We start from the raw sequence: 23,880 nt of genomic DNA on the forward strand, positions 1-23,880 counted from the left end.
ATAAAATATGTCAGAATTATCAATTAATACAACCCAAAATGTTAAAATAAATTTTAAAGCAGCGTCTGTTGGGGAACGAATAGGTTCTCATTTAATTGATTTTGCTATAAAAGTAGCTTATATAATTGTTATTTGGGGTATTGTTTTTTATTGGCTTCAAATAGACAGGTTGCTTGATAAATTAGATACCTGGTCCAGAATGACTATTGTTTTGGTGCTTTATTTTCCGGTTATTATTTACTCTATTACTTTAGAAAGTATTTTTGAAGGACAAACTATTGGTAAAAAAATAGTCAAAATAAAAGTGGTTAAGATTGATGGCTACCAGGCAGGTTTTGGCGATTATTTAATGCGCTGGTTTTTCAGGCTCGTAGATCTTAGTATATTTTTTGGAATCGTTGCTTTTTTTACTGTAATAACAAGCAAAAAAGGACAGCGTTTAGGCGATATGGTTGCAGGAACTGCCGTTATCACTTTAAAAAATAAAATTAATATTAGCCATACTATTCTGGAAGAAATAGGAAATGCTTATGTACCAACGTATCCTTTGGTTATAAAATTGAGCGATAATGATATGAGAATCATTAAGGAAACGTTTCAAAAAGCAGAAATTAAAAACGATTATGAAACAATTCAAAAATTAGTTTCTAAAATTGAAAGTGTTACGGGAATCAAAAATCAATCTGGAAACGATAAAGATTTTCTTCGTATTATTTTAAAAGATTATAATTTCTATACTCAGAATATGTAATTAAGTCGCTTGTTTTAAATGATTTAAGTAATAAGTTTTTTCTTAACTTTGTTTGTAAGTGAATCTATTACTATTTATTATCTGACTTAATTAGAAATATTATGAGAATTAAAAAAGCTTTTGCAGTTATACTAATGCTGTTTGTTTCGGTTATTGCTTTTGCACAAGGAACAAAAAAACTCGATAAAATTATCAAAAGAGATTATCAGATTATAGAAGGTACGATTGCAAAAATATCTGATAAAACGGTAGAATATTCCCTTCCGGGCGAAACGGTGCAAATTTCGCTTGATGTTTCTCAAATTGCCAGAATTGATTTTGCCAGCGGACGATCTCAGACTTTTGATGTTAGTTCCGGAAATACTACTTCAACAACTCCGAACCAAAATATAGCTGTTCAGGAAATTAAACCGAATACAATTGCTGTTTTGCCCATTCCGTATGTGAATTCAGATACGCAGGAAAGTTCAGAAGATATGGCAAAATTTGCCCAAAATGATATGTACAATAAATTATTAGACAAATCAGCCAATATTTTTCCGCTAACGGTTCAGGATTTAAGAACCACAAATAGTTTGCTTCATAAAGCCGGAATTGATCATAATAATATTGATGAAACACCTATTGAAGATCTTCAAAAAATTCTTGGTGTTGATAATATTGTGGCGGCAAAAATTTCATACACCATGTCAACAAGTTCAACAGCTTCAACTTACGGAAGCGGAAGTACAACGGTGAGCAATAATGATAAAAAAGTAAAATCGACAGATTATTCGACAACAACTGCCAATCAGCAAATGTATTACTATTACAATGTTTATTTTGACATGTATAAAAACGGCACAAAAATTTACTCACAAACGCGTCAGCCTTTCCTGAAACTAAAAGACAGCTGGATAGATTCAGTTTCTTATTTATTAAAAAGGAGTCCGATTTATGTAAAAAAGTAATGTTCTGATAAGACGAAAAACAAGAGAAAAGAACCAACTTTTTCCTGTCTGTGTCAGACTAAGGAAAACCTTTGTACCTTAGCGCCTCTGAACCTTTGAACCTCGAAAAGAATGTTTCATTTATTAGATATTATTGGTACAATGGCTTTTGCCATGTCCGGCGCTTTAACTGCAATGCATAAAAAACTGGATCCGTTTGGGGTTTTTATCATTGCTTTTGTAACTGCAGTTGGCGGCGGAACACTTCGTGATGTTTTAATTGGCAGAACGCCAGTAGGATGGATGCAGAATCTGCAATATGTTTATGTGATTATTTTAGGTTTCGGACTTGCGATTCTTTTCAGAAAAAAGTTTGATAAACTGCGTACTTCTTTATTTTTATTTGATACAATTGGACTTGGCGTTTTTACTTTAATTGGTCTTGAAAGAGGTATCATGACCGGTTTGCATCCTGTAATTTGTATTGCTTTGGGAACCATGACAGCTTGTTTTGGCGGCGTAATCAGAGATATTTTGTGTACCGAAATTCCAACAATCTTTCGAAGAGAAATTTATGCTACAATCTGCATTTTTGGCGGAATTGTATTTTTCGGATTAAGAAAACTGAATCTGGAAGATGATGTATTGTATCTTGTCACTTCGATTGTGATTATTTCAGTTCGATTAATGGCAGTGAAATTCAAATGGTATTTACCGGCATTTGAGCATAAATAAGAAAAAATATGTCGCGAAGTTCACGAATTAACTCGAATTAATTTGTGAAAATTAGGAGCAGAAAAAAAAGAAATTTTGACAAAGTATACCATAAAAAAATACGAGAAAAACGATTATAAAATCTGGAATGAGTTTATCGCTCAGGCTAAAAATGCTACGTTTTTGTTTCATCGTGATTTTATGGAATATCACCAGGATCGTTTTGAAGATTTTTCGCTTTTGGTTTTTGAAGATCAGAAATTAGTAAGTGTTTTGCCTTCCAATAAAATAGACAAAATTTTATATTCACATCAGGGTTTAACTTATGGAAGTTTGGTTTGCAAAGAACAAACGAAACAGGCAGCCGTTATAGAAATTTTTCAGGCTGTTTTATTTTTTCTGAATGAAAATAATTTCCAAAAGCTATATTTTAAATCACTTCCGTCAATTTATCATCTTAAACCTTCCGATGAAATTTTATATAGTTTGTTTTTGGCAGAAGCCAAATTAATTCGACGTGATTCACTTTCTGTAATTGATTTATCCCAAAAAAATACTGTTTCAAAACTTAGAAAAAGAGGTTTTCAAAAAGCGGTTTCCAGTCAATTGATTATTAAGGAAGAAAATGACTTTGAATTGTTTTGGAATGAAGTTTTGATTCCGAATTTAAAATCAAAACATGATGCAAATCCGGTTCATTCGATAGAAGAAATGAATTCTCTCAAATCTTTTTTTCCTAAAAATATTCATCAGTTTAATGTTTATTTGGAAGATAAAATTGTCGCCGGAACAACTGTTTTTGAAACCGAAACAGTTGCACATTGCCAGTACATTTCAAAAAATGAAAATTCAGAAAATTTAGGAAGTTTAGATTTTTTATTTTCTTATTTAATTAATGAAAGATTTGCTGAAAAACGTTTTTTTGATTTCGGAATTTCAAATGAAAACCAAGGTAAAAATCTCAATGAAGGGTTATCATACTGGAAAGAAAGTTTTGGCGCAAGTACTATAATTCATGATTTTTATGAAGTCGAAACCTCAAATTATAATAAGTTAAATGGTATTTTTGTTTAACCAATAAAAAATAAATGATACCATTTCTTGATCTTAAAAAAGTAAATCAACCATACGAAGCTGCATTTCAGGAAAAACTGAAATTAGTTTTAGAGAATGGCTGGTATATTTTAGGTAAAGAAGTGGAAGCTTTCGAAAAGGCTTTCGCCGAATATTGCCAAACTGATTATTGTATTGGAGTTGGAAATGGTTTTGATGCCTTAGTTTTGATTTTCAAGGGTTACATTCAACTAGGAAAACTTCAAAAAGGAGACGAAGTTATTGTTCCGGCGAATACATATGTTGCCAGTATTTTAGCAATTTTGCAAGCAGATTTAGTTCCTGTTTTTGTCGAGCCAAAGTTAGAAACTTACAACATAAATCCTGATTTGATTCAGGAAAAAATTACATCAAAAACAAAAGCGATTTTAGCGGTTCATTTATACGGTCAATTGGCTGAAATGGATAAAATAACTAAAATTGCGAATCAAAATAATCTTTTATTAATTGAGGATGCGGCACAAGCGCATGGAGCAGTTGCGGTTGTAAATTCCAAAAATCAAATTCCAAATTCCAAATTTCACACAGGAGAAAATCTAAAAATATCTCAGGCGTATAGCTTCTATCCCGGAAAAAATTTAGGATGTTTAGGTGATGGCGGCGCTGTAACTACAAATGATCCAGAATTGGCAAAAGTGCTTTATTCGCTTCGTAATTACGGTTCTGAAAAAAAATATTATAACGAATATATTGGCGTAAACTCAAGATTAGATGAAATTCAGGCTGCGTTTTTAAATTTAAAATTACTAAACCTAAATGCTGATAATGATAAACGCCGCGCGATTGCCAAAAGGTATTTAGCTGAAATTAAAAACGAAAAAATTACGCTTCCGTTTTGGGATTTTTCAGAGAATCATATTTTTCATTTGTTTGTTATTCGAACAGAAAACAGAGAAGCTTTGCAGAAATATCTAACGCAAAATAATATTCAGACTGTAATTCATTATCCCGTTCCGCCACACAAACAAAAAGCATTTGTAAACTGGAATGATTTATCGTTTCCTATAACGGAAAAGATTCACAATGAAATTTTGAGTTTGCCTATTAGTCCTGTTTTGACTGAGTCTGAAGTAAGTTTTGTTATTGAAGCTTTAAATAGATATTAATTTTAATCTGATAAAAAATGACAGAATTAAAATTAACAATCAAGAAATACGTCCCTGAAAAAATATGGTTTTCACTTATCAGGATTTATAACTTCACGAAGTTAAGAACCTTACGTGATTTGTATGTAATAAAACAAGCACCGAAAAAACATCAAAAAGCACTTGAAATTGTTCGACAAAAAGAGAAAGTAAAAGTTGCATTCTTTTTGATTCACGAATCGGTTTGGAAGTATGATGTACTTTTTGATTTAATGTCACAACATCCCAGATTTGAGCCTCAAATATTTGTTTGTCCAGCGGTAAATTTCGGTATGGAAAATATGCTGTTTGAAATGAATAAATCATTTGACTCATTTCAAAAAAAAGGATATAATGTTATTAAAACCTATAACGAAGAAACATGTGAATATTTAGATATAAAAAAGACTTTTTCTCCGGATATTGTTTTTTTTACGAATCCGTATGAAGGTTTGCAGGATTATAGATATTACATAAAACAGTTTTCTGAAACTTTAACCTGTTATGTTCCTTATGCGATCATGACAACAAATTACGATGCTTTTTATAATTTGAATTTTCATAATATGGTTTGGAGAATTTTTTCTGAAACTCCTATTCATAAAGAGATTGCATTTCAAAAACAAATAAATAAGGGAAAGAATAATGTTGTAACCGGTTATCCAGGATTCGATCCGTTATTGATTAATAAAACGCCGGATAATTCCATTTGGAAAAACAAAAACGCTGCGTTGAAAAAAATTATTTGGGCACCGCACCATTCTATGAAAGAGCTCAATAAAGTGTCTAACTTTTTAGAATATTTTGATGTGTTTTTAGAATTGGCTGTTATTTACAAAGACAAATTGCAGATAGCATTTAAACCACATCCATTACTAAGAGTTAAGCTGGAAAATGATCTGGATTGGGGCAAAGAAAAAACAGATGAATATTACAATAAATGGATAAATTTAGAAAATGGTCAGTTTGAAAATTCTGAATACGGGGATTTATTTTTAACTTCAGATGCTTTAATTCATGATTGTGGTTCATTTATGGCTGAATATCTTATTACAGGTAAACCATCTCTTTTTATGGTTAGAAATGAAGCTGTTATGAAAGAATGGAGTGATTTTGGAGAAAAAGCTGTGGCAGTACATTATCAATCCAGAAATAAAGATCAACTGATCGATTTTATTGAAAATGTTGTGCTGAATGAAAATGATTCAATGAAAGAAAAACGTAATGATTTTGTGCAGAATAATTTAATGCAAAAAAATAAGTTAACAGCATCTCAAAACATAATGAATTATTTAGAAACTCAGATTTTTGAATAATTCTTTTGAAGAATAATAAAATTTATTAAAAAAATTAGATGAATATAGCTGTCATTTTAGCGGGAGGAACAGGAATTAGGCTTGAAAAATCTTTACCTAAACAGTTTTTTAAAATTGCCGGAAAGATGGTTATAGAACATGCTGTTGATGCATTTGAAAAAAATCAGCTCATTGATGAAATTGCTATTGTTATAAATAATCATTACCAGTTTATGGTGGAGGATATGATTATTAAAAACCAATGGAAAAAAGTGAAGCGGGTTTTAATTGGAGGAAAAGAAAGATATCATTCCAGTCTTGCGGCAATTAATGCTTACGATGATCAAAAAGAAGCTAATTTAATTTTTCATGACGCGGCACGTCCCTTGATAAGTCAAAGGATTATTAATGATGTTGTAAAAGCAATGAAGAGTTATAAAGCTGTTGATGTCGCTATTAATTCGGCTGATACGATTATTGAGGTTGAAAATGATATTATAACGGCTATTCCCGAGAGAATAAAAATGCGACGTGGTCAAACCCCTCAGGGCTTTAGGCAAGAGATTATTGCAGAAGCGTATAAGCTTGCGCTGAAAGATGAAAATTTTAAAGCAACCGATGATTGCGGCGTAGTTAAGAAATATTTGCCGGAGGAAGAAATTTATGTTGTAAATGGAGAAGAGGTAAATATGAAATTAACTTATCCGGAAGATACCTATTTACTGGACAAATTATTTCAGTTGCGATCTGTCGAAATTGAAGATATAACATTATCAGAAGCGTTATTATCGGATAAAGTTATGGTTGTTTTTGGAGGCAGTTACGGCATAGGAAAGAGTATTGTAGATTTGGCAAAGTCATACGGAATTCGTGTTTATAGTTTTTCCCGAAGTGAAAATAGTGTAGATGTTGCCGATATGAAAGCTGTTAAGAACGCTCTTGAAGAAGTATTTCAAATAGAGCATAAAATCGATTTCATAATAAATACAGCCGGAATTTTATATAAAGAACCACTCGAAATGATGAATTATCAAAACATTCTTGATTCGATTAACACAAACTATTTGGGAATGGTTAACATTGCCCTTGCTTCATTACCTTATTTAAAAAAATCAAAAGGGCAAGTCTTGTTTTTTACTTCAAGTTCTTATACCAGAGGAAGGGCATTTTACAGTATTTATTCTTCAAGTAAAGCTGCTACGGTTAATTTTGTACAGGCGATTTCACAAGAATGGGAAATTCATGATATTAAAGTAAATTGCATGAATCCGGAACGTACTCAAACACCAATGAGAATAAAAAACTTTGGCAATGAACCCGAAGATACTTTATTGCAGCCGGAAATTGTCGCACAAAGATGTATTCAGACTTTATTGTCTAAATATACTGGTCAAGTGATAGATGTACGACTTTAAGAAAATAATTTAATCATTTTCAGATGCATAATACCTCCTTAAAATCAATAGCAACGAAAGGAATTTTTTGGTCTGCTGTTGATAAATTTGCTGTTCAGATAGGGCAATTTGTTGTGAGTGTATTACTTGCCCGAATTTTACTGCCGGAGGATTTTGGATTAATAGGAATGCTTGCCATTTTTATAGCCTTGTCACAAGCTTTTATAGAAAGTGGATTAGGAGTAGGATTAATTCAGCGACAAGACAGAACTGATCTAGATTTTTCGACAGTATTTGTTTTTAATTTATTAGTAAGTACTTTTTTTTATGTGCTGTTGTTTTTCTCAGCACCTTATATATCGACTTTTTTCAATCAGCCGCAATTAACAGATTTAGTGCGTGTGTTAAGCGTAAGTTTGTTTTTAAATGCTATCTCAATAGTTCAGAAAACTAAATTAACTATTGCAATCGATTTCAAATCTATTGCAAAAAGTAATGTAATAGCTGTAATTGTTGGCGGATTATGTGGTGTGATTGCTGCAATGCAGGGTTATGGAGTTTGGTCATTGGTCATTCAAAATTTGACTGGGGCTTTGGCTTCATCAGTTGCTTTATGGTTTTTGAGTAGTTGGAGTCCATCAATTTTATTTTCTAAAAAATCTTTTGATTCTTTATTTCGTTACGGATCAAAAATTCTAATTGCAGGTTTATATGCTCAACTGTTAAATAACGTTTATAATATCTGCTTAGGAAAGTTCTACCCTACAGCTTCATTAGGATATTATACCAGAGCGAAGAGTTTTGCAGATTTATCAGCAGGAACAATTGTGAGTATTCTGCAACAAGCCACGTTTCCTGTTCTTGCAGCGGTGCAAAATGATAAGCAAAAATTAGTTTCTATTTATAGTCGAATGATTCGTATGTCGGCTTTTTTGATTATCCCGCTTATGACGCTTATTGCTTTACTGGCAAAACCTATCATTATATTGTTGCTTACCGAAAAATGGATTTCTTTGATTCCGCTTTTACAATGGATGGTTTTTGCACGTATTTTTCTTCCTATGAGTGCTATTAATATGAATTTACTAAATGCAATTGGCCGCTCAGATTTATACCTAAAAGTTGACTTGTCTAAATTGCCTTTAACAATAATAGCAATGATTATCACAATTCCATTAGGCGTAAAAGCCATAATAATTGGACACGTAATTACATCAGCACTATCATTTATTATAAACGCCTATTTACCAGGTAAGTTTTATGGCTATGGAGCAATAAAACAATTGAAAGATATGTTACCCGTTTTTACAGCTACAGTAGGAATGGCAATTTTAGTATTTGTGATGTCTTATTTTATAGATAATTTAATACTTCAGCTGTTTTTAGGGGGTTTACTTGGAATAGTAAGTTATTTGTTTCTCTGTTGGTTATTAAAATTAGAGGAGCTAAATGAAGTTTGGCAATTATTTTTAAAGATTAAAAAGCTTATTTTTTAATATTATTTGATTTTTTTCTCCAAATCATCAGACTTTATTTTTAAAAATTAGGCTTAAGTTTTAAACATTTTCTTGTTAATAAATTTGTAAATAAAAAAAGTAATATTTTCTGACAATTCGTTTTTTATGTTAAATTTGAAAGAATTAATTTAACAAATCACGAAAGCATGAAGAAAATTACAAAAAAACACACTTTTCTATTACTTTTTTTTAACTTTTTAATTCTAAATGCCCAAATCAGCACAGGCTTGGGAGGTTCTTCGAGTATATTACCTAATAGTTTAACTACTAATACAAATGTTGGGATTGGTACAAATAAACCAATCGCTAAATTGGAAATTACAGGAAGTTTACCAGATGGTCAAACTTTTACAAATTCTCAAGATAGAAACGATAAATGTGCTATTTTCAGTGGAGGTAGTATTGTTAATACAAGTATTAGTTCAAGAATGGTGAATTTTTATGATTTTCCCGCTTCAAATATTGATCCAAAATCAATGTTTTGGTTTTCAATTGATGATAGGTCAGATAATCAAAGGTTTAGGGTGTATGCAGAAACAGGTGGTTTTGGTACTCTTGTTCTAAATGATAAAAGTCAATCAGAATATTTTAAAGTTTATGAAGATGGAACAGGAAAAGTGTATCAACAAATGGGTAAGCCAGATTCTAAATTAAGTATAGGTGGCTATTCTGACTATGTTCCTGGACTCCCGCATAAATTGGTGGTGCAAAATGGAAGTGCTTTAATAGAAGGAAATATCCTGACAGGTGCAAATATAGGCATCGGAACTTCAAATTTTACAGACGGTGCAGATACTTATAGACTATCAGTAAAAGGAAAAGTCAGAGCGGAAGAAGTAAAAGTATATAACACTTGGGCTGATTATGTTTTTCATCCAAATTATGCATTACCAAATTTGAAAGAAGTTGAAAATTATATTTCAAAAAATGGCCATTTAAAGAATGTTCCCTCTGCTAAAGAAATTAAAGAAAATGGATTAGAACTAGGAGAAATGACAAAAATCCAACAAGAAAAAATTGAAGAGCTTACATTATATTTAATTCAGCAAAATAAAGAAATTGAAGAATTAAAAGCACAGGTTAAAGCATTAATTGCTACAAAATAAATCTACTTTATTTACAAACTTATAATTACAGGATATGAAATACTTTATAGCGCTATTCATATTAGCATTTTCCTTTGCAGTTAATGCACAAACAGATAAAATTGTGTTTGAATATGATGCAGCAGGAAACCAGATAAAACGTTACTTATGCCTTAACTGTCCTTCAACAACTGGAAAAAATGCTCCTGCTCAAGAAGAAGTAGCTTTAGAGGATGAAAGTTTGCAGAAGTTTTTTAACGATGATGTGATTTCATATTATCCAAATCCTGTTAAAGAGGAATTGTTTTTAAAATGGGAATTAGGGAATGATAATAAGGTTTCAACTCTGCAGGTGTATGGTATAAATGGAGTGCTTTTGCAATCATTGTCAAACCTTGAAAAAACAGATTCGCAGACTCTAGCATTTGGAGCCTATCAAGCCGGAATCTACATGGTTGTTTTAAATTATAACAATGGTGAACAAAAAACAATTAAAATTGTAAAACAATAACTTTATGAAACAATTTTACTCTTTCCTATTAATTTTTATATTTGGATTATTAGCTACAGCACAAACACCAACAGGATCATCTATAGAAGTTGGTATAACCGAAGGACAATTATCGGTTTCTTTATCAGGAGGTGCTAATTATTCTGTGCCAATTGCGGCTCCACCAGGAATTAATGGAGTTGTACCACAAGTTAGTTTAGTTTATAACAGTCAAAGTTTTAACGGAGTAGCCGGTTATGGTTGGAACATTGCAGGTATTTCAACTATTAGCAGTATTGCATCTACAAAATATCATGATGGAACAGTAAGCATGGGCGCTTTAAACCGCTTTGCTTTTGATGGTCAAAGGCTTATATTGAAAAGCGGTACTTATGGAGTAGCGGGTTCTGTTTATGAAACAGAGAATTTTTCGACTATAAAAATTACATTGTCAAGTGCTATTATTGGTACACCAAATCATCCGGATTTGTACTTTATGGTTGAATATCCGGATGGCTCAAAGGCTTATTATGGAAAATCAGTTGATTCAAGATCTGTATCGGATTGGGCTATTACATATTGGGAAAATGCACAGGGAGTTAGAATTAGTTATGCTTATTTAGCAGCAAATAATACGCTAAACATAGATTCTGTCAGTTACGGATCTGTGCAGGCAGCGGCTCCAATTAATCAGATTAAATTTGTTTATGTAAATAGAACAAGACCAGAACAAGGATATACTTTTGGGCAAAGTGTGATCAGAAATAAAATATTAAGCACAATTCAGGTAATTGGGAATGGCATAGGTTTTAGAAATTATGTGTTGGCCTACAATGAAACTACTTTAGGATACCAACGATTAATTAGTATTACAGAAAAAAATGGAGATCTTAGTAAAAGTTACAACCCTACAACATTTCAATATACTGATACACAGTTAGAAATATCTCCAAATTCAACTACTGCTAATATTGCCATGGGAGATATTAATTCAGCTACTTCTTCTACTATATCCGGTGATTTTGACGGTGATGGCAAAATGGATTTTGTTTTGTATCCTATTACAGGTACAGATGCAAAGAAAAAATTCTGGATGTTTACTGATATTAAGGATAGTGCATACAATAGTCCTGCACAGGTCTTATCGGGAAGTTTTGAAGAAATTTTTCCAACTACATTTTTGTTTACTAATAGTAAAATTGCAGATACTCAGGGTATTCTCGCCGTTCAGTCATCTACAACAACAAAAGCAGTAAACTTTAATACCTATTATAATGCTTCTTACGCTGTTCCTGTAATATACTCTAAACAAATTACTTTTCCTGTTAGAAATATTTCCGAATGTAACCAGTCGGTAGCATCTTTAAAAGATAAATCCCAGTCTAAAAAATATGTTAGTGGCGATTTTAATGGTGATGGTTTAACAGATATAATTGCCATAGATAATGAAGAAATGGATGTTTCAGGATATTGTATAAAACCAACCGTACAATATTTATCTACAGGCAAGGTGTATTTTATAGACATGGATACCAGAAAGACTACTTCTTTTTGGAATGATGCCGGAACGCTAACAGATTATTTTCGTAATTATGAGATATTTAGTGTAAAAGATCGTATTGAAACCCTTGATGTAAATGGAGATGGCAAAACAGATATTCTTCATTTTAAAGCAGGAAGTGTAACTGTTTATTCCTTAAATGACAACAATCAACTGGTTCAGCTCTGGAAAACAATAGACACTGATATTTTGACTAGTTATTCTATATTAGCAGGAGATTATAATGGCGACGGTAAAATGGATTTTATAATCCCTAAGAGTGTTGGTCTTTATAACTCAAGTGATTATGTTAAGTTTTTATCTACAGGAAGTGGTTTTGTAAAAACAACTCAAACGTATGAGTTTCCAAATTTTGGGAGTACCACAGATAGCCAATCCGTATCAATCAACAATCTTATTCCCGTAGATTTTAACGGAGACGGTAAAACAGATATTGTTCACTTTAGATCTGTATTTGGTACAGCATATAATGGAGGAAGAATTATAATAAAATCATACAATAATAATGGTTCATCCTTTAGTTACTCTCATGAGTATGATACTCAGCCTTCAACTCTTATTAGAAGTTATCCAGTTCCTATTTTCTTATCTCCAAATCAAAATAATCAGTACCTCGAAATTGCAGCTATTACCAACAATCTGATTTATACTTTTAGTTCAAAAAAAGATTTTAGTAAAGAAGTTTTGGTAAATTCTATCACCACAGGAAACGGTGTGAAAGAATCCATTACATATAGTCCACTGCAACAGGATGAGTATGAACCATTTTATTCGCCTACCCGTTTTGTAGAAACATATCCAAATGCTGATATTGTTGTAGCGCCAAATTTTAAAATAGTAACCAAGCTTGAAAAAACGAGTGCAGCAACTTATAAAAAACAATTATTTTTTTATAGCGGTGCCGTTTCTAATGCAGAAGGGTTAGGTTTTTTTGGTTTTCGTTCTACAACAAAAACAAATTGGCATGATGACAACAATGCTATGATTTCGACAGTTGCAAGAAATGATATTTCTTTAAGAGGAGCCAATGTTGAAAATTACACACTGCTTGGATATCACAGTCCGTTAGCTCCGCCAACAGGAACACTAACGCCTCAAACTATTATTAAAGAAGGTGCATATACAGTAACAGGAACTGATAATTTGACAGCTACACAAAGTATTACCTTGAAGCCCAATACCCTGATACAGTCAGGAAGCGTATTTTTAGCAACAATAAATGAAGAAGCTAATGCTTCACCAGATACTCCCACGACATTTATAACAAAATCAAAACTAATCTATCAAAATGAAATCTCTACAGCTAAAGTTTTCAAACTAAAAAATATAGCAACCAGACAGCTCAACGGTTTAGATAACACCAGCTCTGAAACTTATGTAGACTATGATGAATACAACAACCCTGTAAAATCTACAACTTTATTAAAAGAAGGAGGTACTGCGGCTCAAACTACGACTTCTGAAATTGCTTATAATGCCCCAACAACCGGGCCTTATGTTTTGGGAAGGCCAGCCAGTAAAAAACAAACAATCTCTGTTTCAGGAGATGCCGTAAGTTCAGAAGAATTATACTTTTATACCAATGGGTTATTAACACAACTTAAGAAAAAAGGAAACAATACTGATTATGTTATTGAGGATAATGAATATGATGCTTTTGGTAATATAAAAAAGAAAAAAATAACAGCCGCTGGTCTCACACCTCGTGAAACAAGTTATGAGTACGATTCTTCGGGTAGGTTTATGACAAAAAGTATTGATATTGAGTTATTAGCAACAACTTTCACTTATTATCCGGATAGCACTTTAAAATCAGAAACAAATCCTTATCTACAAACTACAACTTATTTTTATGATTCATGGTTTAAGAAAACCAAAACAACAGATTATTTAGGTAAAAGTATCAATTTTGCATATACACGTAGTGCTGAAAAAACGAGTATTATTACAACAGGTGATGATGGTAGCACAACAGAAGAATATTTTGACGATTTAGGGCGAAAAATTAAAGATGGAACTAAAAACGTAATGGGAACCATATCCTATAAAGACTATTTATTTGATATTTATGACCGAAATTATAAAGTTAGTGAACCTTACTTTGGCTCAAGTGCGTCACAATGGACAGAAACCAAATATGATGATTATGGTCGACCTATTAAAAATACAGCTTTTACAGGTAAAACAACAAATATTACGTATTCAGGACTCACCACAACTGTAAGTGAGGGGACAAAAACGAAGATTTCAGTTAAAAATGCGATTGGAAATGTAGTTTCAATAACAGATACTCCCGGTGGTCAGATTCAGTATACTTATTTTGCTGATGGTAATGTGAAAGAATCTAGTTATGCTAATGTAAAAACAACCGTGACACAAGACGGCTGGGGTCGAAAAATAAAATTAGTTGATGCTTCTGCAGGGACTTATACATATCAGTACAATTCATTTGGAGAAACATTAAGAGAAACGGGACCTAATGGCACAACAGCTTACAAAATAGATAATTTTGGTAAAATAACCGAAAAAACAATTGTTGGTACTAATACAAACTCCATAACGACTTACGAATATCTGGGTACATTATTGAAGAAAAGCACTTTTAAAGATTTAACAAACGGATTAAATCAAACCACAAATGAATTCTTTTATGATGCTAATAAAAGAATTAGTTATAAGATAGAAACAACACCTTATGCTTCTTTCAGAAAAGATTTCACATATGATGATTTTGGCAGGATAGATATCCAAACATTAACAGCCTCAACAAATGGTAAATCAAGCTCAAAAAGTATTAAAAATACTTATTTAAATGGAGCTCCGTGGCAGATTTTAGATGGCGTCGATAATACAATAGTATTATGGCAAACCAATACAGTTAATGCCAGGGGACAATTACTAACTGCTCAAAATGGACCAACAGCGCTAACTAAAACATACGATTCTTATGGATATGTTTCACAATACAAATACGATAAAACGACAACGCCCACAGCCAATATTTTAACTTTAAATACTGTTTTTGATGCTGCTAAAGGTAATTTAACTACCAGAACCAACAGTATATTTAGCAGAAACGAAAGTTTCAAATATGACAGTCAGGACCGTTTAACAGAATTTACTAATATATTGGGAATTCAGGAAACGCAATCATATGATGATCAGGGTAGAATTACCCAAAACAGTTTAGGGACTTATAAATATAGTAAAGCAGACAAGCCTTATCAAAATAGCTCAGTTGAATTAACCCCGGAAGCAAGAGGTTATTATGGAGGAAGACAAGGTATTTTTAATGATAGTATGGAAGATAAAACCGGATGGGAAACAGAGAAATACCCTGCCACGGCCTTTAATACTTACGACACAACTAAATCACAGACTGGTAAAACATCTTTAAAGCTTGCTAATACATTAACAACTGAGCAATATGTTTTTGCAGACAAATGGATTTCTATAGATAATGCCGTAGCAACACAATATACTTATACAGCATGGGTTTATAGTGATAGTCCGCAAGCACAGGTCTTTTTATTTATGAAAGACGGAGCAAATGCCATAACAACAGATAATGTCGTAAGTAATACGACAGGAACCTGGACGCCAATAACAAAAACATTTTTAGTTCCTGCATCTGTTAAAAAATTGCGTTTGCGATTAGATAACAACGGACTTGGTAATATTTGGTATGATAATGTTCAAATTCGTAAAACGAGTGATCCCGTTAGTACAGATCGAGAACTTAATACTACTTATAATACATTCAAAAGCCCTGTACAAATTGAAGAAACAGGAGTAGATAAAATCAGCTTTGTTTATAATGATGGGAATGCCCGAAGCGCTATGTTTTATGGAAGTTTAGAAGATGATAAGCTTTTAAGGCCTTACCGAAAATATTACTCTGCCGATGGAACTATGGAGATTAAAGAAAATAGAGTAACAGGCACTTTTGACTTTGTTACCTATATTGGAGGAGACGGTTATTCAGCACCAGTAGTCGTGAAAGGTGACGGAATAAGTACTCAAAACTATCTGTATCTGCAAAGGGATTACCAGGGTACTATAATGTCTATTACAGATCAGCAGGGAACAGTAGTAGAAAAACGTCTTTTTGATGCATGGGGAAATATCGTTAAAGTTCAGGATGCTGCTGGAAATATTTTGGAGGGATTAACAGTTTTAGACAGAGGGTATACCGGACATGAACATTTGCAAAGTATAGGTATTATACATATGAATGGCCGTTTATATGATCCAAAACTGCATCGTTTTTTACAGCCGGATAATTTTGTACAGGATCCGTCAAATACGCAAAGTTTCAACAGATATGCATATTGCTGGAATAATCCATTAAAATATGCAGATTATAATGGTGAATGGTTTGGCTTAGATGATTTAATCGTTGCTGCCGCTTCATTTGTTATAGGATATGTTTCTAGTGGATTGACTACAGGAAATTGGGGATGGACTTCTGTAAAATCGGGATTAATAAGCGCTGTTACCGGATGGGTAGCTTACAATACACTTGGTGCCTCTACATTTTCAGATAGTTGTGTGGCCGGTAATACCGGTATGTGGAATTTTATTACTTCCTCAGCTGTTAGTGCAGGTGTAAGTTATTTTATGCAACCTGTAGGGATTCAAGTAGGGAATTGGAGTTTTAGTATTTCTCCTGCTATTGCATTTGGAAACACTATGGGAATTGGAGCTAATTTATCAATAACATATTCAAGCGGAGATTTTAGTTTTTCAGGAGGAATTGGTATTATGAGTAATAGTAATTATAATGGTTTTGGAAAAAACGGACTAGAAATTAGACAATCAATTTTGGCTGCCTATGATGATGGTAAAAACGGGTTTAGTCTTGGAACTAATTATTGGGGTGGTGATTTTAAGCAACAAACTGGGATAGTAGGTTTACATGCAGGAGATTTTAAGGGACAATATGAAAATGATGGTTCACCATTTCAAAAGAAAAAATTCTTTGGAGGAATTTATGGTGATGGAATGGACAGATATAGAACGGCTGCTTTATCATTGAGTGTTAATGAATTTTCAGCAGGTTTTAACTTATTCACAGGAAGCCGAACAGATTATTCAGGTGATGCAAATGAAATGGCGAAAGGTGTACAATATGGCGTTTTTGGAGAAAAAATGCCGCTGGGATTTGTAAAAGAAACTGGAACTCCATATAGATTAGGCGCGGCATATCTTGGTTATGGAAATTATAGAGTTGGTGTCAATTCGGACAGGTATGTAAGACATCCAATTCAAGATATTGGAGCTCATTGGATTGTGTCTCCTCAGCCAGGTTTTAATAGTTATTCAAATGCAATTAGTCCATATATTCAATATAGAACCACTAATACATTTACATCATGGTAAGATTTTGCTCCATAATGATTCTTTTTTTAGTTTCATGTGAAGGAATTAAAGAAAGAAAATTAGATGACGGATTAACTAAGATTCCTAATGAAAAAAGTTTTTTTGACAAGAATTACAGAAGTAAGTATGATATTGTACTATTAAATGAGATAGACACAAATGCTGTTTATATAGAAAGTTTTTATATTGATACAGAAGGTAAACGATATGATTTAAAAACAAACAGTAATAGTTTTATTAATGGATTGAAATTTTATGGAAATGGCTGTTTGAATAATTTCATTTTTAATAAAGACAGCTTAAATAATCTTCCAAATTTAGATCCGGCAGTTAGAGGATATCGCGGAATTTGTTATAAAAATAAAAAAGATACATTGATAGAAATAATTTCTCCAATAGATGAAACGTATAATTTGGGAAAGAAAAAATATGCTATAAAAGTTCAAAGCGATACTTTGTTTCTAGTAGACAAAAAAACAGCTTCAAAATATATATATTTAAAACAGAGACTAAAAGAGAATACTATTTGGTATAAAGCAGATTGGTAACATACTTCAAGTAACACAAAATATTTTTACATCATGGTAAAAAAAATGTTGATATTATGCATTGTATTTTCTGTGATAAGTTGCTTTTATACTCGCTCAGAATATGGAAACATAAGATTCAAGCCCTATCGGTTTACAATAAAACCCAATTCAAACGATGAAGTGTTTAAAATTATTGACACCACTAAAATATATGAAATGGTTGATGCAATAAATATCAAATACAATCAGAGGCCCACTAGCTTAAAAAAAAAGTTTTTAAAGTTTTATGCTAATGGCAGAGTTGGAGAGTTTGCCACTTATGATGAAAATGATATAAAATCATTAGATACCAGAAAAGCAAAAATGGCTTACTATAATTTTGATGGCAAAGAGTTAGTCATTCAGTTTTATTTTGAAGGCCCGCAAGGAGGTGGTTTAATTAAAAACAAAATGCATAAAATTGATAGTGATACTGTAGAGTTAATGAGCAGTGAGTATTTATATAAATATGAAATCATAAGTTTGCCCAAAGAATTCTTGATTTATAAACCAGATTGGTAATGTGCTATTTTAAAGAACTGTAAATGAAAATATGCGCAAATTTCTCTGACTTTGCGCATTTTGCCCATTAAAAATTGTAAAATATTGAAAATCTCGGGCTTTTTTGAATAAAATTCTGATGAGATATTATAATTTTAAAGTTGTTTTAGAAACGCTAAATAACACTATTATTGATAAATTTTATTAGTCACAAAACACTTTCATTATTAATAAATTTCTTAACAATAAAAAACAATGTTTGAATACTTAATTATGTTAAATTTGAAAGAATTAATTTAATATAATAAGAAATAAAATGAGAAAAATTACCCAAAAAATCTATTTAGCAGCTTTTTTTCTAATTGCATTAACCGCTGGTGCACAAATTAGCACTGGTACAGGAGGTGCAGCAAATGTGCAAGCTAATATACCAAGTACAAATCCTAATGTTGGTATTGGTACCAATAATCCAACATCTAAATTGGAAGTTGTTGGAGATGCAAAAGTGTCTTCATTAACAATAGCTGGAAGTTTACCCAATGGTCAAACTTTTTCGTCTATAGCGGATAGAAATGTAAAATCAATAATTTTGAATGTCGGCAATGTTGTTAGCGGAACATCACCTGCATATAGAATGTTTAAAATTTTCGATTTTCCTCAATCTAATTTGGACGCTAAGCCATTATTATGGTTTGGATTAGAAGATAGAAATGATTTTGGAAGATTTAGGATGCTTGCAGAGACTGGTGGTTATACACAGTTAGAAATTCTTAATAAAAGCCAGGAAGAATTAGTGAAAATTAATGAAGATGGTAATAATAATGTTTATATGCATTTTCCAAAACCAAATTCAAGAATTGTAATTGGGGGTTTTGGGGATTATTTACCAGAACATAAATTTGTAGTTAGAGGCAGCGCAAAAATAGAAGGAAATATCTTGACAGATTCAAATATTGGTATTGGAACTTCAAGTTTTACAGATGGTACAACGATTTATAAACTTTCAGTAAAAGGAAAAGTTAGAGCCGAAGAAGTAAAAGTCTACAATACATGGGCTGATTATGTTTTTCAACCAGATTATGCATTGCCAAATTTAAAAGAAGTTGAAAATTATATTGCAAAAAATGGTCATTTACAAAATGTTCCGTCTGCAAAAGAAGTTACTGAAAATGGTTTAGCTCTTGGAGAAATGGCAAAAATTCAACAAGAAAAAATTGAAGAGCTAACATTGTACTTAATTCAACAAAATAAAGAATTAACGAAGCAAAATAGTGAGATAGAAGAATTAAAAGCTCAGGTAAAAATATTATTGGCTCAGAAAAAATAGTCATAATTTAAAAATCATTAAGAAAATTATATTATGAAGAAGATATATCTTTATATCACGTTCTTGTTTTTTACAACAAGTACTTTTTTGGGGCAGGATATTAATAACCATTGGCAGTTAGGTACATCAGATTTAAATTTTAATACAAATCCTGCAGTAGCATCTACTGTTTCAAATTCAGGACAATATGGTAACGCATCAATTAGTGACGAGTATGGTAATTTATTATTTTATACGGATGGATTAAAGATTTGGAACAAAAATCATCAGGAAATGATTATGACCTCAAGTTCATATAATTCAATTGGTGCTTTGCAAGGAATTAGTCAATCTCAACCAGTAATAATTGTTCCACATCCCGGTAATAATAAACAGTTTTTTGTTTTTACTTCCTGTAATGGTGTTTTTATTGGTGAATCTACATACCCAGGTTATTCATATACATACTATATTGTAGATTTTAGTGATGTGCAATATCCATTAGGTAAAATTATAAATCCAAATATAACTCCGACAAATTATTATAATGTTTTAAAAGATGCTGGTGGTAACGAAGTAAAATACGATTATACTTTTCGACCTTTAGCTTGCGTAAAAAATAGTACTAATGATGGATATTTTTTAATTGGGCAAACGGCTTCTACAACTGGAGCTACATTTTTAAGTTATAAAATAACGACAAGCGGTTTTAACCCAGTTCCTGTACAAAGCGAGATAAATACTAATATTGGTTTTTCTAATTCAGTAATATCAGGTGAGTTTCAGGTTAGGACTTCAGGTATAATTAAATTTTCTCCAAACAATCAGAAATTAGGAGAATTGGTTGTTGTAAATACATATCATCAGGGACCGAATACTAGTGGGTCATCAAGTAAGTTTATGACTTTTGATTTTAATAATACAACCGGAGTTTTTAGTAATTATACCTTAGTAGATAGTAATTCATCCGGAGCTAGTTTTGATTTTGATTTTTCATCAGATTCTCAAAAAGTGTATTTTGTGCATGGAAATATCTATGTGAAAGATTTAACGAGTTTAGCAACTCCCGCAAGAAATCTTTCAGAATTTGGTAATGCTGGCTCAATTCCAACCTATTTTAGTAACATTCAAAGAGATAAAAATGATAACATTCTGATAAGTTCAAATTCAGGTAATTTAAGTAGGAATGCCTATCTCCATAAAATTGACAATCAGGGTTCATTCTCACAGTCATCTGTAGTTTTAAATCATATTTCTTTGAATGGAAATTCTATACCTTCCGGTAATTTCTTTTTACCACAGTTAATACCTGTTTTAACCGTTCCATGTGTCAGTAATGTAATAATTGTTACTAATGTCACTTCAGGAACGGATAAAAAGCAAGCGTCAAGTACAATAGTAGCTTCAAATGTTATAAATTCAGGTGCGAGTGCATTTTATCATGCAGGAAATTCGGTTACACTTACTAATGGTTTTACTGCAATATCTGGTTCTAATACAAAAATTTATATTGAAGGTTGTTCCGGTAATTTTGCAAAAAAAACATCCGCTTCTGATGATGAAACAATAGATGTTTTTGGAAAAATTGATAGCGATGGAATTAGACTTTATCCTAATCCTAATGATGGAATTTTTGATTTAAGTTTAGGAAATCAAAACAAAAAAGAAATAAATATTCACATTTATAATGTTTTAGGGAATAAGGTTTATGATACAACTACAAACGAAAATATAGTTAGTATAAACTTACCTAACTTGTCTTCAGGATTGTATATTATAAAAATAAATGGAAAAGATTATAATGACACAGTAAAATTTATAAAACAATAGATTAAAGAAAGGAGAGTTTATAACTCTTCTTTTTTAATTTTCAATCCAAACATCCAAATACTTCTCAGCAATTTTCACATAATCATGTTCCTTCTCAACAAAAGCTCTTGCTCGTTTTCCAATTGCGATTATTTCATTTGGATTTTCAATTAAAAAAGATAATTTTTGAACCAGATAATCAACATTCGGAATCGCATTTATACAAACTTTGTCTGATATTTTATAATAAGCTGTAAAATCATTTTCAGCACCTGTAAAAACTACTTTTCCTTTTGCCATTGCCTCAAGTGCATTAAAACCCTGATCCTGCGATGTGCATTGATCTAAAAGAATATGCGCTTTGTTATAAAGATTTATATATTCAGGATACGGAATTGTATCAGCTATTATTATTTCTACTTTTTCTTTATATTTTTTCTTTATTAAATCTAAAGCTTTTTCGAAATGAATTATTCCCTTTTGGTGATAACTGTATTGACTTATTCCAAGAAAAATGACTACTTGCTGTTCAATTACTAATGGCTCATATTTTAGTTTATTTGAATTTATAGGATAAGGAATAAAACTTTTATAAACAGGGCTATTTTTATTAGCATCAACATAGTCAAAATCAGTTGCTATTAAGCCATTAAAATTAGCTGTCATGAAATTGTGAATTTTTAAATGCCCTTTACTAAAATAATCAAAAAATTGTCTGTGTTCTTTCAATTTGGGATTGGCAAAAAAAGGCTGCATAAGCGATTTATAATCTTTATTTTCAATATAAAATTTTAAGGTCAAATAATCAATACCAGCAGATAATACAAAACTCTTTTTGTTTGATTTAAAAATTCTTTTAATGAAAAAATACTCTAAAGATTTAGAAGTTTTTACAGGAGCTTCATTTACGAATTGTACAATATCAAAATTTTTTAATTTTGATAAATGCAGATAAAAACGTAATCCATATTCGATACCTGCCAAATCAAATTTAAATAAGCGGAAAAAGATTTTTCTTGGAATTAAAAAGATCTTCTTTGTTAGAAATTTTGCTTCATGATTGTAATCAACGGGATACGATCTATAACCATTACTGTTTCCAATAAGAATTACATCATGTCCTAGTTTAATTAATCCCTCTTTTAAGGAATTATGTAATAAACTATATTCTCCAACCAGTAAAATCTTCATTAATGCTATATTTGTTGCTAAAATAGTCAAAAATGCCCAAATTAACCAGACAAGAATCCCGTGTTTGTATTGTTTCTGATCAGCTCGCAGGAGGCGGAGCAGAGCGTTGTTCAGGGTTATTGTCGATTTTTTTTGAAAGACACAATATTAATGTTTCTCATATAATTGTTGTAGATAAAGTTGAATACGAATATGCAGGAAAACTTATCAATTTTGGAAAGTTAAAAAATCAAAAGAATGATTTTTTTAATAAACTAAAGAGATTCCACATATTAAGAACTTTCTTTAAAGAGAATAAATTTGATTTTATTATTGATACCCGGGTAAAAAATCACAACTTGCAGGAGTTTTTTATTTCGAAATACATATTCTCTTCTCCCAAAATACAAATTGTTCACAGTTATATGATCGATTTATATTTTCCAAATATTCCATTTATTGCAAAAAAAATATATTCTCGTTATCATAAAATAATAGGAGTTTCTAAGGAAATAAAAAATAAAATAATACTTGATTATGGATATTCAAATGTAGAAACAATATATAATCCTATCGATTTTGAGTATGTAAGTAAACAGTTGCTTCAAAATGATTTACCAGTTTTAGGTGAATATATTTTGGCAGTTGGAAATATGGAAAGCAATGTTAAGCAATTCGATAAATTAATAAATTGTTATTCTAAGTCAGATTTGCGAAATAGAAACATAAAATTAATTATTATTGGTGAAGGAATTTTAAGAAGCAAAATGGAAGAATGCGTGAAAGAAATTGGCTTAGAAGATTCAATTGTGTTTAAAGGTAAAATTGCAAATCCATTTCCTTATTATAAAAATGCTTATTTCACCGTTTTATCAAGTAAAAATGAAGGATTTCCAAATGTTTTGGTTGAATCATTAGCTTGTTCTACACCTGTAATAGCTTTTGATTGTTTATCAGGTCCAAAAGAGATTATTCAGGACAAAGAAAACGGATTATTAATAGAAGATCAAAATGAAGAAAAGTTAATAGAAGGCATGAATCTATTGGTTACAAATAAGGTATTATATAAATATTGCAAAGAAAATGCGTTGCAGAGTGTAAAACATCTTGATCTTAACATAATAGGAAAACAATGGTTAGATTTAATGAAAATAAAAACAGAAAAATAAT

Annotated in this window: 17 protein-coding genes; 16 read left to right on the forward strand and 1 reads right to left on the reverse strand. The window is 31.4% G+C overall.

Annotation, left to right across the window (positions count from 1 at the left end):
* The first annotated feature begins 7 nt into the window (after positions 1-7).
* From AC3QL1_RS11085 to AC3QL1_RS11155, 15 genes are all read left to right on the forward strand, one after another.
* Positions 8-751 carry an RDD family protein gene (locus tag AC3QL1_RS11085; RefSeq protein ID WP_492491328.1) on the forward strand — a complete coding sequence of 248 codons (744 nt, stop codon included), beginning with the start codon at positions 8-10 and terminating at the stop codon, positions 749-751.
* 101 nt (positions 752-852) lie between these two features.
* The gene (locus AC3QL1_RS11090; RefSeq protein ID WP_492491330.1) at positions 853-1,701 is read left to right on the forward strand and encodes a hypothetical protein; all 849 of its coding nucleotides are present in this window, start codon (positions 853-855) and stop codon (positions 1,699-1,701) included.
* Positions 1,702-1,812: 111 nt separating this feature from the next.
* Positions 1,813-2,415 (forward strand): trimeric intracellular cation channel family protein, encoded by a 603-nt coding sequence (locus AC3QL1_RS11095; protein ID WP_492491331.1) that lies wholly within the window; start codon positions 1,813-1,815, stop codon positions 2,413-2,415.
* Positions 2,416-2,490: 75 nt separating this feature from the next.
* The gene (locus tag AC3QL1_RS11100; RefSeq protein WP_492491333.1) at positions 2,491-3,468 is read left to right on the forward strand and encodes a GNAT family N-acetyltransferase; all 978 of its coding nucleotides are present in this window, start codon (positions 2,491-2,493) and stop codon (positions 3,466-3,468) included.
* A 14-nt stretch (positions 3,469-3,482) separates the two neighbouring features.
* Positions 3,483-4,613, forward strand: a complete 1,131-nt coding sequence (locus AC3QL1_RS11105) for a DegT/DnrJ/EryC1/StrS family aminotransferase (RefSeq protein ID WP_492491335.1) — start codon at positions 3,483-3,485, stop codon at positions 4,611-4,613.
* 17 nt (positions 4,614-4,630) lie between these two features.
* Positions 4,631-5,947 carry a CDP-glycerol glycerophosphotransferase family protein gene (locus tag AC3QL1_RS11110; RefSeq protein ID WP_492491337.1) on the forward strand — a complete coding sequence of 439 codons (1,317 nt, stop codon included), beginning with the start codon at positions 4,631-4,633 and terminating at the stop codon, positions 5,945-5,947.
* Between the two features lie 38 nt (positions 5,948-5,985).
* Complete coding sequence (locus tag AC3QL1_RS11115; RefSeq protein ID WP_492491339.1) at positions 5,986-7,341, forward strand: bifunctional cytidylyltransferase/SDR family oxidoreductase; 1,356 nt, start codon at positions 5,986-5,988, stop codon at positions 7,339-7,341.
* A gap of 23 nt (positions 7,342-7,364) precedes the next feature.
* Positions 7,365-8,816 (forward strand): lipopolysaccharide biosynthesis protein, encoded by a 1,452-nt coding sequence (locus AC3QL1_RS11120; protein WP_492491340.1) that lies wholly within the window; start codon positions 7,365-7,367, stop codon positions 8,814-8,816.
* A 167-nt stretch (positions 8,817-8,983) separates the two neighbouring features.
* On the forward strand, positions 8,984-9,943 hold the full coding sequence (locus tag AC3QL1_RS11125) for a hypothetical protein (RefSeq protein ID WP_492491342.1): 960 nt from the start codon (positions 8,984-8,986) through the stop codon (positions 9,941-9,943).
* Between the two features lie 34 nt (positions 9,944-9,977).
* Positions 9,978-10,433 (forward strand): T9SS type A sorting domain-containing protein, encoded by a 456-nt coding sequence (locus tag AC3QL1_RS11130; protein ID WP_492491343.1) that lies wholly within the window; start codon positions 9,978-9,980, stop codon positions 10,431-10,433.
* A 4-nt stretch (positions 10,434-10,437) separates the two neighbouring features.
* Positions 10,438-17,355, forward strand: a complete 6,918-nt coding sequence (locus AC3QL1_RS11135; protein WP_492491345.1) for a polymorphic toxin type 23 domain-containing protein — start codon at positions 10,438-10,440, stop codon at positions 17,353-17,355.
* 14 nt (positions 17,356-17,369) lie between these two features.
* Positions 17,370-17,903, forward strand: coding sequence for a hypothetical protein (locus AC3QL1_RS11140; RefSeq protein ID WP_492491346.1), 534 nt, complete (start codon positions 17,370-17,372; stop codon positions 17,901-17,903).
* A 198-nt stretch (positions 17,904-18,101) separates the two neighbouring features.
* Entirely contained in the window at positions 18,102-18,446 is a 345-nt protein-coding gene (locus AC3QL1_RS11145) for a hypothetical protein (protein WP_492491347.1), read from the forward strand.
* Between the two features lie 295 nt (positions 18,447-18,741).
* Positions 18,742-19,752, forward strand: a complete 1,011-nt coding sequence (locus tag AC3QL1_RS11150) for a hypothetical protein (RefSeq protein ID WP_492491349.1) — start codon at positions 18,742-18,744, stop codon at positions 19,750-19,752.
* 33 nt (positions 19,753-19,785) lie between these two features.
* A complete protein-coding gene (locus tag AC3QL1_RS11155) occupies positions 19,786-21,561 on the forward strand; it encodes a T9SS type A sorting domain-containing protein (RefSeq protein ID WP_492491351.1) in 1,776 nt (591 codons plus the stop codon).
* Positions 21,562-21,594: 33 nt separating this feature from the next.
* Here the strand turns inward: AC3QL1_RS11155 and AC3QL1_RS11160 are convergent, their stop codons facing one another.
* Positions 21,595-22,731: a glycosyltransferase family protein gene (locus AC3QL1_RS11160; protein WP_492491353.1), complete on the reverse strand. Its 1,137-nt coding sequence runs from the start codon at positions 22,729-22,731 to the stop codon at positions 21,595-21,597.
* A 32-nt stretch (positions 22,732-22,763) separates the two neighbouring features.
* On the opposite strand from AC3QL1_RS11160, the gene AC3QL1_RS11165 reads away from it, so the two are divergent.
* Complete coding sequence (locus AC3QL1_RS11165; RefSeq protein ID WP_492491355.1) at positions 22,764-23,879, forward strand: glycosyltransferase; 1,116 nt, start codon at positions 22,764-22,766, stop codon at positions 23,877-23,879.
* Position 23,880: the final 1 nt, after the last annotated feature.

It is taken from the genome of Flavobacterium sp. GW823-FHT04A11 (assembly GCF_058796535.1).